The 12,844-nt window shown below is 42.2% G+C and carries 10 protein-coding genes and 1 rRNA gene; 4 read left to right on the forward strand and 7 right to left on the reverse strand.

Going from position 1 to position 12,844, the window contains the following annotated elements; genetic code table 11:
- The 3 genes from OHT75_RS00605 to OHT75_RS00615 all read right to left on the reverse strand — a co-directional run.
- Positions 1 to 70, reverse strand: a 16S ribosomal RNA gene (locus OHT75_RS00605); the annotation flags it as partial.
- Between the two features lie 560 nt (positions 71 to 630).
- Positions 631 to 1,185, reverse strand: a complete 555-nt coding sequence (gmhB, locus tag OHT75_RS00610) for a D-glycero-beta-D-manno-heptose 1,7-bisphosphate 7-phosphatase (protein WP_264724426.1) — start codon at positions 1,183 to 1,185, stop codon at positions 631 to 633.
- Between the two features lie 138 nt (positions 1,186 to 1,323).
- Complete coding sequence (locus tag OHT75_RS00615; RefSeq protein ID WP_264724427.1) at positions 1,324 to 2,595, reverse strand: NAD(P)/FAD-dependent oxidoreductase; 1,272 nt, start codon at positions 2,593 to 2,595, stop codon at positions 1,324 to 1,326.
- A 456-nt stretch (positions 2,596 to 3,051) separates the two neighbouring features.
- On the opposite strand from OHT75_RS00615, the gene OHT75_RS00620 reads away from it, so the two are divergent.
- From OHT75_RS00620 to OHT75_RS00635, 4 genes are all read left to right on the forward strand, one after another.
- Positions 3,052 to 4,053: a 4-hydroxyproline epimerase gene (locus OHT75_RS00620; protein ID WP_264724428.1), complete on the forward strand. Its 1,002-nt coding sequence runs from the start codon at positions 3,052 to 3,054 to the stop codon at positions 4,051 to 4,053.
- Positions 4,054 to 4,063: 10 nt separating this feature from the next.
- A complete protein-coding gene (locus OHT75_RS00625) occupies positions 4,064 to 5,635 on the forward strand; it encodes an aldehyde dehydrogenase (NADP(+)) (protein ID WP_264724430.1) in 1,572 nt (523 codons plus the stop codon).
- 106 nt (positions 5,636 to 5,741) lie between these two features.
- On the forward strand, positions 5,742 to 6,434 hold the full coding sequence (locus OHT75_RS00630) for a GntR family transcriptional regulator (protein WP_264724431.1): 693 nt from the start codon (positions 5,742 to 5,744) through the stop codon (positions 6,432 to 6,434).
- Positions 6,435 to 6,573: 139 nt separating this feature from the next.
- On the forward strand, positions 6,574 to 7,659 hold the full coding sequence (locus OHT75_RS00635; protein ID WP_264724432.1) for a ketoacyl-ACP synthase III: 1,086 nt from the start codon (positions 6,574 to 6,576) through the stop codon (positions 7,657 to 7,659).
- Between the two features lie 263 nt (positions 7,660 to 7,922).
- On the opposite strand, the gene OHT75_RS00640 is transcribed toward OHT75_RS00635, so the two are convergent.
- The 4 genes from OHT75_RS00640 to OHT75_RS00655 all read right to left on the reverse strand — a co-directional run bounded on the left by OHT75_RS00640 (position 7,923) and on the right by OHT75_RS00655 (position 12,602).
- Positions 7,923 to 8,624 (reverse strand): exonuclease domain-containing protein, encoded by a 702-nt coding sequence (locus OHT75_RS00640; RefSeq protein ID WP_264724433.1) that lies wholly within the window; start codon positions 8,622 to 8,624, stop codon positions 7,923 to 7,925.
- Positions 8,624 to 10,471, reverse strand: coding sequence for a DUF294 nucleotidyltransferase-like domain-containing protein (locus OHT75_RS00645; protein WP_264724435.1), 1,848 nt, complete (start codon positions 10,469 to 10,471; stop codon positions 8,624 to 8,626). Before OHT75_RS00645 ends, OHT75_RS00640 begins: the two co-directional genes overlap by 1 nt.
- Positions 10,472 to 10,605: 134 nt before the next feature.
- Complete coding sequence (locus tag OHT75_RS00650; RefSeq protein WP_264724436.1) at positions 10,606 to 12,324, reverse strand: sodium:solute symporter family protein; 1,719 nt, start codon at positions 12,322 to 12,324, stop codon at positions 10,606 to 10,608.
- A gap of 11 nt (positions 12,325 to 12,335) precedes the next feature.
- On the reverse strand, positions 12,336 to 12,602 hold the full coding sequence (locus tag OHT75_RS00655; RefSeq protein WP_264724437.1) for a DUF4212 domain-containing protein: 267 nt from the start codon (positions 12,600 to 12,602) through the stop codon (positions 12,336 to 12,338).
- Positions 12,603 to 12,844: the final 242 nt, after the last annotated feature.

Raw genomic sequence — 12,844 nt, forward strand, 5'->3', positions numbered from 1 at the left:
GCCGCTCGACTTGCATGTGTTAGGCCTGCCGCCAGCGTTCAATCTGAGCCATGATCAAACTCTTCAATTAAAGTTTTTTTCTGTTCGACTACGTCGAACGACTCAATGAATTCTACTGTTATAATTCGCTTCGCTCACAAGAGCTAACGAGTTATCAACTACATTACTGTAGCTTCATATTTCTATGAACATTCATCGTTGCATTGAGTTTAAATTTTTTGATTGCTCTTCCTAAGAAGAAGCAATTTCGAATAACTCAATACCTGTGAATGTCCACACAGATTACTTGATAAGTTGTTAAAGAGCGTTGATGTTAATTTTTCAAACATCGCCGTGAGACGCTAGGTCGTTGGCTTGGGCTGCGTATTTTACAGACCCTGTTGTTTGCGTCAAGCGTTTTTTCAAACTTTCTTTTCGCCTTTGGTTTGTTGCGTTTTACCGCTGTAAACCAAGCTGACTGTGGATTTTGCTTTCGCGCTGTGCCGTGTCAGTGGATGCGCATTATAGGCAGCTTAAGATTTTGTGCAACCCCTGTTTGGTCTTTTTTAACAAACCACTGTTCAAGTGAATACTTTTTAAACCAAATGATGTTTTTGCCATCAAAAAAGCTGTTTAAAGCTATTTAGGACTCTAAAGGCTGTGTTTTATTGCATCAGGTACATCTGCAATGCTATTAACGACCATGGTTGCTTCTTTAATGCCGGCTTCGTCAACAACTTTGCCACTACGTACCAAAATTGACATACCGATACCTGCTGCTTTAGCTGCCCGCATATCGTCAGCTTTGTCACCGACCATCACTGAGTTGGCCATATCGATTTTCAAAAATTTAGCAGCATCAAGCATCATCCCTGGCTTAGGTTTACGGCAATCACAATCTTGCTTGTATTCACCAATGCCTTTTTCAGGATGATGTGGACAGTAATAGATGCCATCTAAATCCACACCCTTATCAGCAAAGTTCCAATCCATCCATTCAGTTAATGTATGAAAATCGTCTTCACTGTATAAGCCTCGAGCAATTCCTGATTGATTGGTGACAACGACTAATAGGTACCCCATTTTCTTCAAGGTAAGGCAAGCATCGAATACACCGTCGATATATTCAAAGTCATCAACAAGGTGAACATAACCTGTGTCTTTATTAATGACACCATCTCTATCTAAAAATACCGCTCGGTTCAAAGGTGCAACTCCATAAGACAATATAAAATTTATATCTACTATTATTTCACTCATCGTTATAAATTGCACCGCGTAAATGATAACAATCATTTAAATTCGACCAGGCCCAGTCTTCTTTAGCGGATTTAGCTTCAGGAGTTATCTAAATCTGTCGATACTATAGGGTTGCATGTCTAAAGTTGTTTTTTTATCTAAAATCGTTTCAGTGATCAATTTGGCACTGATTGCAGACCAAGTTAAGCCTAAGTGTTGGTGACCGAAAGACACATAAATATTATTTACCTTTGTTTTGCCGATAACAGGCAAACTATCAGGAAATGAAGGTCTACATCCCATCCATCTTGCTCCATCTTGTACATTTGCATGTTCAAATATATTCGGGAGTAATGCTTTTGCATGGGGCAATAAGCAGTCGGCTCTGGCTGGAGACATAGGTGCATCTACTCCGCCAAATTCAACGGTTCCTGCTAAACGGGTTCCTTTGGCCATAGGTGTAATAATTAATTTTCGATTATAAGATGCCACAGGACGGGACAATTTCGCATCTTGAGGCATCATAAGATGATAGCCCCGCTCTGCTTCGAGCGGAACATTATGACCAAGTTGTTTAGCTAAAGGTTTAGACCAAGCACCTGCAGTTAATAAAAGCTTATTACTTGAGATTTTCACTTTACCGTCAAGCAAAACAGAAACCCCCTCATCACCGCCGTTGATTGTGTCAACTTGTGCCACTTTAATGACGCCCCCCAAAGCCTTAAATTTATCCGCTATTGCGAGACAGATCTGATAAGGGTCTGGTGTGTGACCGACTTGAGTAAAAAACAGTGCATGGGTGATATTATCAGTTAGACTTGGCTCCAACTCGCGAACCTGCTGACCTGTTAATAACTCAACATCAACGCCCTCATTGGAGTACATTTGCCACTCTCGCTTTACCTCTTCAAGCGAGTTCCCCTCAAAAACCAATAAGCTACCATTCAAACGTAATAATTCTTCGCAATCACAAAATGTCAGGATATCTTGCATTTCTTTAATAGACTGCTCATTAAGTGCTTTAATGGCTCGACTATTATGGGCTCGACGTTCAGGTAACATGTTGAACAAAAATTTCATAAACCAAGGAACCGCGCGATAAAAATATGTAGGACGGATCCTAAATGGCCCTAAAGGATCAAGCAGCATCGAAGGCAATTGGTACAGCAAGCTCGGATTAGCTAAAGGAAATACTTGTTCAGTAGCAAAGTGCCCAGCATTACCCTGTGATGCACCTGCAGCGATGGCCTCTTTATCAAATAAGCTGACCTTAAAGCCAGCTCTTTGTAAGTAAAGCGCTGATGCTAAACCTACAATACCTGCACCGATGACAGTCATATCACCAAGGTCGTCAACACTGTTTTTACCTGCATCCATCTTTAATCTCTTATTTTAACCAATTATACATACACCTATTAAACTAAGCCTCAGTGAATCTTTCAGCAACAAGCAACGAATGCTTAATCACATTGCAATAAATTCAACATTAATAGTTCAACAACTAACAGCTATTTTTAAAACGTTTTCTTGTGCCTAAATCATAATTATGGATAGTGACCACAAACCACTATTGAATATTGTATACAGTATTCAATTATAGTAAAGTAGCTAACATCATTTTGATGCTAGGCGGTCTGACAAGGTGCATTCGCCGCTATATAGAGACATTTAAACAATGATGGGGTTGTTAATTATGACCCGAAGCAAGAATGCTGGAGATGTCATTAGTAAGCGCGGTTTTCCCACACGCTTAGATTTGAATAAGTGCATATAATTCTTATTCCCTAAAAGACTTGTCCCCTAAATAACAATATAAAAATGGAGTAGGCAACGATGATGAAAGGAACCTTCTTTTGTGTAGATGCTCATACTTGCGGTAATCCGGTTCGATTGGTCACCAGTGGCCATCCGAACCTTATTGGCCGTACGATGAGTGAAAAGCGTCAGGATTTCTTGGCCAATTATGATTGGATCCGTAAAGCACTGATGTTTGAGCCACGAGGTCACGATATGATGTCAGGCTCTTTTCTCTACCCTCCTTGTTCAGATAACAGCGACGCTTCGATTTTGTTCATCGAAACGAGCGGTTGTTTACCTATGTGTGGCCACGGCACGATAGGCACAGTGACGGCAGCTATTGAAACGGGTTTATTGACACCCAAGGTTCCAGGTAAGCTCACGCTAGATGTACCAGCAGGTCAAATCAGTATCGACTATAAACAAACTGAGAACAAAGTTGATTGGGTAAAAATTTATAATGTGCCTGCATACTTAGCTCATAAGGATGCCATTTTGGACGTACCCGGTCTTGGCACCTTAAAAGTCGATGTCTCCTATGGCGGCAATTATTATGTCATCGTTGAACCACAAGAAAACTTTCCAGGGTTACGAAATTGGTCAGCTGGGGATATTTTACATTGGAGTCCAATCGTACGTGAGGCTGCACGCCAACAACTGGTTTGCGTACATCCTGACGATCCAACAGTTCAAGGTGTTTCGCACGTTCTTTGGACTGGTGAGACTATTTCAGAAGGCTCAGATGGAGCCAACGCGGTTTTTTATGGCGATAAAGCAATTGACCGTTCACCTTGCGGAACAGGTACTAGCGCGAGACTCGCTCAACTTTTTGCTCGTGGTGTCCTCAAAGTCGGCGACACTTATACTCACGAAAGTATTATCGGTAGTCAATTTATCGGTAAAGTAGAATCATCGACAAAAGTGGGTAACTACGACGCCATTATGCCAAGTATCCAAGGTTGGGCGCGAGTTTTCGGTCAAAATGCCATCACTATCGACGATAGCGACCCATATGCATTTGGCTTCCAAGTGGTTTAAAGGAATACCAATGAATAAACAAGACAATACAACTACAAATATTTCCGGCCAGCACTTTATTGGCGGTAATTGGACAGGTAAGGCTGATAGCTTTACGAGTTTTAATCCTGTAGAAAACAAACCAATTTCTTGGATGTTTTCCGAAGCCACGCAGCAAGAAGTGAATGAAGCTGCCATTGCAGCTGATAATGCTTTTGCTGCATATCGTCAAACCTCTTCTATTCAAAAGGCTGATTTTCTCGATGAAATTGCCAAACAAATTATGACGGATATTGATGATATCATCGCAATTGCGCATCAAGAAACGGGCCTTCCTTTGGCGCGTTTGCAAGGTGAAACGGGTCGAACTTGCAATCAACTCAAGATGTTTGCAACTTACTTACGTTCACCTTCAGATGTTCGTTACGCCGATGCAGCTAACCCAGAAAGATTACCATTACCTAAAGCTGATACGCGGCTAGGATACTTACCCATAGGACCTGTAGCCGTATTTGGTGCCTCTAACTTTCCGCTCGCATTTTCAACGGCAGGCGGCGATACAGCATCGGCTCTGGCTGCTGGCTGTCCGGTTGTCGTAAAAGGGCACCCTGCTCATGCTGCTACATCCGAGTTAGTCACTAAGGCGATAGCTCGAGCCATCGAGACATGTCGCATGCCAGCTGGTGTGTTTAATCTTATTCAGTCAAGTGAACCTGCTGGCGCAAGGACACTGGTTCAACATCCTAAGATAAAAGCTGTTGGATTTACGGGTTCGTTAAAAGTAGGACGAATATTAGCGGATATGTGCTCTGCTCGCCCACAACCTATACCATTTTATGGGGAATTAGGCTCAATTAACCCACAATTTATTTTACCCGCGTTAATGGCTGAAAATGCAGAATCACTTGCCCGCACTCAGGTGCAGTCAATGATGATGGGGCATGGTCAATTTTGTACAAGCCCGGGGCTAATTGTTGCACTCAAAGACCCAGCGTTGAAGAGATATCTAGCCAGCTTTACTGACGAAATGGCAATGCAAGAAGCTGCCCCGATGCTAACACCTGGAATTGCAGCGACTTATCAGAAAATGACCCAAGCACTTATGAGCATTAAAGGTGTGAATGTCCTTTCTCAAGGTAAAGCTGCAACGGCAAGCCATCATACGCGTCCGCTTGCATTAACAGTCTCAGTTAGTGACTATTTAGCCAATGAAAGCCTACAAGATGAAGTATTTGGCCCTTTTGCTGTTTTAGTACAATGCGACACCATGGAAGAAATGGATCAACTTATCGCTGCATTAGAAGGTCAATTAACCGCCAGTATCCACGGTCTTGAAAGGGAGCTAAAAGACTGCGGTCAACTTATAGAAAATTTGAGCTACAAAGTTGGTAGGTTAATATTTAATCAGATGCCGACGGGTGTGGAAGTCTGTTACTCCATGAACCATGGTGGTCCATACCCAGCCAGCACAGATTCACGTTCAACATCTGTTGGAATAGAGTCGTTGAAACGCTTTGTGCGACCGATTTGCTATCAGAACATGCCTTCGGGGCAGCTTCCTGCGGATTTGCGCCCTGAAAACCCACAATTAATTACTTTTTAATAGTGAAAATTAATAAAGGGAAACGAGTTTTTTCCCTTTATTAATAGTTTTTTTAGCGGTAACCTTGGGAGGATAAAATGTAATAATGATTAAATAGACGGAAACTATGAGTCTAACAGCACCGATTATCCATAAAACTCGTACTCAAATTGTTGTCGAAGTGCTCAGAGAAAAAATTCTCTCTGGTGCTATCGTTGCAGGAGAAGCACTACGTCAAAGTGCCCTTGCAGAAGAACTTAATGTCAGCCGAATTCCAGTTCGCGAAGCTTTATTACAGCTAGAAGCTGAAGGTCTAGTTAAATTTGAGGCACACAAAGGTGCAACGGCTACACTGTTATCTGCTGAGCAAGCCAGTGAGTTATTTGAATTACGGGCGATGATCGAGACCGATTTGCTTGCTAAAGCGATACCTAACTTACGAGAACAAGATTTTGTTCAAGCTGAAAATATCCTCGTTCAATTAGAATCCGCCTTCAAGCATGAAGATACTGTGGCAAGCTGGAATGAGCTTAATACCCAATTTCACACGATTCTATACAAACCTGCAAATCGTCCACACACCCTTGATGTTGTGCAGGGTATTAACACCAATTGTGACCGTTATATTCGATTACAATTGCTTAGAACAGCAGGGATCCCAAAAGCGGAGCAGGAGCATAGGGATTTATTAGAACTATGTAAAAGTAAAAATATTGAGGCGGCAACTGCACTGTTACATCGACATATTATGGATGCTTTAGTCGCAATAAGAGCGTTAGTCCCAAGCTCGACAAGTAGCACCCCCCTTAAAAAAGCCTAAATCAGGACTGTGTAGCCTATCCTACACAGCCCAACCCGATAGCATTTGACATGACATTTTATTACACCGCTATTTTCTTATCGATTGTCACGTTCAATAGCCACTTACGTCTAATTTAATTTTTTTGAGAGAACAAACGATGCAGTACGCGCACATTACGGGATGGGGTAAAGCAGTCCCACCATCATCATTAACTAATGATGATCTAGCTACCTTTATGGAAACCTCTGATGAGTGGATTAAATCTCGTACTGGGATCAGTAAGCGTCATATCAGCCATGTAAACACTTCGGTGCTTGCAAGTGTTGCAGCCAAGCACGCTTTAGCCGCCGCTGGTATTGAAGGAAGTGAATTAGATTTAATTATTTTAGCTTCAGCAAGCCCAGATACATTGATCCCCAACATTGCTTCAACCGTGCAGGCTAATGTCGGCGCAACTTGTGGCGCTTTCGATATCAATGCTGCTTGTAGTGGCTTTTTATACGGTATCGGTTTAGCGAGCTCATTGATTAAAAGTGGTCAGAATAAGAAGGTGTTAGTCATCGGTGCTGAACGCTTATCTTTTTATTTAGATTGGTCGCGAAGAGAAACTGCTGTGCTATTTGGCGATGGCGCTGGCGCTGTCGTTTTAGAAGCTAGTGAAGAAGAAGGTGGTGTATTAGGCTATGAACTTAATAACGACCCCGATGGGCGTGAAATATTAAAATCTAGCTTTGGTAGCCAAATGGAAAGATTAGACGCCAGCTCATTAGATTTTTACATTCAATTCAATGGTCAAGAAATCTTCAAGCGTGCTATTCAAGGGATGGGCTCATTGAGTACTCAGGTACTTGAGAAGTGTAATGTAGATAAAGATGATGTGGATTGGGTCATTCCACATCAAGCTAACGAACGCATCATTGATACTTTGGTCAGTCGGATGAAAATCCCTAAAGAACGCGCAATTGTCAATATTGCTAACTACGGCAATACTTCTGCGGCCACCATTCCCATTGCAATATGTGATGCATTAGACAAAGGGTTGATCAAACCAGGTCAAACCATTTTATCTTGTGCATTTGGTGCGGGCTTAACATCGGCAGCATTACTGTTTAAATGGACTGACCGCGTAACCCCTATCAGTACTAGTGATGCCAAAGTCCCAGATTGTGAGCAAACTGCACTTGAGTTGATCAAGCCAGCGGTAGATTATTTCTTCAAAAAAGCGGCTGAAGAAGGTAGATAGGCAGACTAAATTATAGACTTAGTCATCTATTTCAGTAGGTGGTTATCAATAATTAGGCTCTGCCTTAAGTAAGTTCATTTGAACATAGCTTATTAACTCAAGTTAAAGATGAGCTTTGCTAATGGTGCGGTACAAGCTTCTAAATCAAGGATGATTTAGTAGAGCCTATAGGGATATATTTACGGCGTCTTGTTAACGCACGGTAGGAAAGCTCCCTTTTAGGGAGTGATATCAAAGCCACCTTCTTCAGAAGGTGGATTTTTTTACTTTGATAATCCTACAAGCTCATGACACTTTATTTGTGTTGATCCACCTAATGCTGACACTTGCGCTAAAAATAACTCCGCACAAGCAATCGCATCAATCAATGCATTGTGGCCAGCGTAAACCGGAAGATGATACCTTTCTCGACTTTGCCCTAAGCGTACACACCCTTCCACTAGTTGACCGTGCTGGCGAAGATAGCGGCTTTTCTCAATCATTAAGGTGTCGATGAAAGGCAATAATAACCGCTGACCAAATACGTTTTGCAAACTTTGTTGGATAAACGCCATATCCATAGGCGCATGATGCGCCACTAAAATATGACCCTGAGTTGCTTTTAATAACCACTCCATGGCAGCATCAACAGGTAAAGCATCCTGTAATTGGTGATCAACAATGCCATGCACAGTGGCACTTTGGCCGACACTACCGTCAATTGAAATCATCAAATGCTGTGCTTTTACTAAAGGAATCGTCCCCTTACTAATAGGCACCAAACCAATACTGATTATCTGATCCTTCATCGGATCAAGCCCTGTCATCTCAAGATCAATCGCCATTAAGTCAGCATCATAAATAGTGCGAGTAAATTGTTGAGTTAATGATTGTTGATATTCAATTAAATGGCGTTCATGTGAGCCTTGTTGCTTAGATAAGGAATCCAACCAAAATCGACTTTTAAGCCATAAATGATTGACCACTAGAAACTCCGAGTAAATTTAAGCTTTAACCCAGATTGAGCATCGTGCACCACTTTGAAAGCATCGCGTAATTGATGGCGTAGCAACGATGAAAGATCCTGCGGTTTTAAATAGTTGCTTACAACCAAATTGTGATTGGCTTGGTAACCTTGATTAGCTAAGCGCATATGAGCAATAAATTCATGGGCATCAGCCAGATTTAGTGCATCTTTACGATTAATAATATTGGCATCCATTAGCGCGCGGATACGTTTAGCAGTATTCACCTCTTTTATTCCCGCACTTAAAGCATACACCCGCGCAATATCATTTATCAGGGCACTGCCTTTATGTTTTAAATCCATGCCCTTCACTTCACTTCCGTCACGCTCAAGCACAAATTTTCTAAAAAATCCTAAAGGCGGCGTTTGTTGTAAGGAGTTACCCGCCATGCCCGCTAAAAAAATATCATTATCTTTAGTATGCGACATGACCGAATCTTGCAGCTCATCAAACAAGGTTTGCGGCCCGAAAACAGCACGCATATCGAAGAAAATACTGGCATGCATCAGCGCCTTAGGTTCAGGAGACATCACCCATTTTTTAAACTTCTGTTGCCATTGCTGTAATGATAAACGCCATTGTGGGTTTTGAGCCATAATATCGCCAGGACAATAAATGTAACCACATTGGTCTAGCCCTTTACAAACGGCATGGGTCAATTTATCAAAGTATGCAGCGGCGAATTCATCTGGTTCATGGGCTAATAGCAAACCATTATCTTGATCCGAACACGCCACTTGATCCTGACGTCCTTGAGATCCAAATGCTAACCAACAAAACGCCATTGGCGCTTTACCTAATAATTGTTGGTTAAGCACGATTAATCGACGCGTTAATGCATCGGTAACCGAGGTTAATACCCGGCCGATTTCTTCTGCTCTTGCATCTGCGCTGATTAAATTTTGTAATAACACCGGAATTTGCTTGCTGACATGGATTAACCTTTCAATTGAAGCTTGGCGATCGATTTCACCGATAAGTAATAAGGGTTGCGAGCTTTGCGACCGAAGAATATCGGTACTGGTTATCATCCCTTTGGCTTGCTGATTATCCACCACTGGCAAATGATGAATATTATGTTCGCTCATCAATAACATGGCTTCAAAAACTAATGCATTTGAGGCGACCGTTTGCGGTTGTTTGGTCATGACTTTGTCGACACTCGCTTGACCATCTAAGCCTTCAGCCAAAACGCGATTACGTAAATCTCGGTCAGTTAAAATGCCAACCAATTGTTGGTCATGCAACACCAGCACTGAAGAGACTCGGTGATCACGCATTAACTTTGCCGCTTGCTGAACGCTGGCGTTTGCTTCAATGCTGATAGGTGTTTGCGACATCAGATTGGTTATACGACTCGTCGTGGTCAGATCTTTAGCCTTAAACTTATGCTCATTGCGCAAACGTTGTGCAAAAGCTCGAGTGAAAAAGGTATCAAATTGACGATTTTGACTACGCAAGTCGGTAAATAAAGCCTGGGGAATGTGGTACACCAATCCATCTTCTAAAATGGCCACTTTATTCACCACCTTTTCGCCCGACAGTAAGGTTGAGAAACCAAAACATTCGCCTTCGGCAACCCTATCAACGAGCACACCTTGTGGATCTCTAACCTCAAACGCGCCACTTCGGACTAAATACAGTTTTGGATTGACAGGATCAAACTCAACAAAGGCTGATGCTTTAGCATAATAACCAATAGTCATTTCACGGGCGCAGCGTGCAATCAGTGCTGTAGACAACACATCAAAAGGTGCATGGGTTTGTAAAAACTGCTCAATGGGCTGTAACTCGCTGGCATTCATAATTTTTTCTCAAAGACCCTTTGAGTTAATATACCGCCACAAGCTAAATATTGGCTATAAGACTTAAGCCCAACAATTATTTTCCCCATAAAAAAAGAGCGCCGAAGCGCTCTTAAAAGGGCCGATAATATTGCTTAGTGATCTTGAGCTTCACCCGCACCTTGAGGGAAGCGAATAGACTCAACCATATCAACCACATCCTGCGGTACTGCGCCTGTGACTTTACTGACAGCGAATGCCACAATAAAGTTAACAAACATACCCATCATACCGATACCTTCTGGCGAAATTCCGAATAACCAGTTATCAGGCGTGTTAGCACCCACGTTGACAAACTTGAAGTAAACAATATAGCCAGCAGTAAACAATAAGCCCACTAACATGCCTGATATTGCGCCTTCTTTATTAATCGTTTTCGAGAAAATACCCATAATAATGGCTGGGAATAACGATGCTGCCGCTAAACCGAAGGCGATTGCCACCACCGCGGCCACAAAGCCTGGCGGATTAATACCGAAGTATCCGGCCATGACAATACCCAATGCGGCTGCAATACGGGCATACATCAATTCTTTCTTGTCTGAAATATCTGGCATGAAATTCTTTTTAAGCAAGTCATGCGATACTGACGTCGAAATAACAAGTAGTAAACCAGCTGAAGTTGATAACGCCGCCGCTAAACCACCAGCTGCAACCAAGGCGATAACCCATGCAGGTAGGCTAGCAATTTCAGGTGTAGCAAGTACCATAATGTCGCGGTCAATGGTCATTTCATTGCTATCACCATTAGCGTAAGAAATTTTACCATCGTTGTTTTTATCATCCCATGCAATTAAGCCGGTTTTTTCCCAGTTCTTAATCCACTCTGGAGCAGTCTCATACGCCACACCCGTTGAATCTGGGCCATTAATGGTTTCAATCATGTTAACACGAGAGAAAGCCGCTAATGCAGGAATAGTGGTATACATAATTGCGATGAAGACTAACGCCCAACCTGCTGATAAACGGGCATCTTTCACTCTCGGTACAGTGAAGAAACGAACAATTACGTGTGGTAAACCAGCTGTACCGAACATCAATGCGCCAGTGATGAAGAACACATCGACCATGGCTTTTGAGCCTTCGGTATATTGCGAGAATCCAAGTTCGGCAGACAAACCGTCGAGTTTATCTAGCAAGTAAACCCCAGTACCATTACCTGCGGCATCGACTAACTCAGCACCAAAACCCACTTGTGGTAAAATGTGTCCCGTCATCATGACAGAGATAAAAATAGCAGGAACCATAAAGGCAAAAATTAATACACAGTATTGAGCAACCTGAGTATAAGTAATACCTTTCATGCCGCCTAAAACCGCATAGAAGAACACAACGGCCATACCAATGTAGACACCCGTGTCGACTTCAACTTCTAAGAAGCGAGAGAACACCACACCCACACCACGCATTTGGCCAGCAATATAAGTAAAACAAATAAAGATGGCACAAATAACCGCTACTGTCCGTGCGGTTTGTGAGTAATAACGGTCACCGATAAAGTCGGGCACGGTAAACTTACCAAACTTACGTAAATACGGTGCCATACATAAGGCTAATAATACATAGCCCCCGGTCCAACCCATTAAGTAAACCGATCCATCATAACCCACAAACGAGACGATACCCGCAAGTGAAATAAATGATGCGGCTGACATCCAATCTGCTGCCGTCGCCATACCATTAACCACAGGGTGAACACCACCACCTGCAACATAAAACTCTTTAGTTGACCCAGCACGCGACCAAATTGCAATGCCGATATACAGCGCAAATGTCGCGCCAACAATCAAATATGTTAGTGTTTGAACATCCATTTCAGTGCCCCTTAGTCTTCATGAACATTGTATTTTTTGTCTAGGGCATTTGCTTTTGCCACATAAACAAAAATCAGCGCCACGAATACATACATTGCACCCTGTTGCGCAAACCAAAAGCCTAATTTAAATCCCATAAAGGTGATTTCATTAAGCACGTCTACAAATAAAATACCGCAGCCAAATGACACTGCAGCCCAAATTGCTAGCAGTCCAAGTACTAAACGTAAATTTTCACGCCAATACCCTGCTGCTTTATCGTTATTTTCAAAAGCCATTGCGACTCCCCTGTGCTAGTTTTTATAAAGTCGAGTTGTAAAGTCATTGTTAATCTAGCAACTCTAGGGGGTTCGACAATCAAGACCTTAGTCTAATCAATTCATAACGCAAATCTGAAAACATGAACTAAAATACTATATAACAACAACTTAAATAGATTGTTGTCAAAGTAAATATGGTGTCATTGCCCTATCAACCTAGACCAAGGTCGAACAATGATGTTGTTGCAAAGACCATTAAA

It is taken from the genome of Shewanella subflava (genome assembly GCF_025971955.1).
GTDB classification, from domain to species: domain Bacteria; phylum Pseudomonadota; class Gammaproteobacteria; order Enterobacterales; family Shewanellaceae; genus Shewanella; species Shewanella subflava.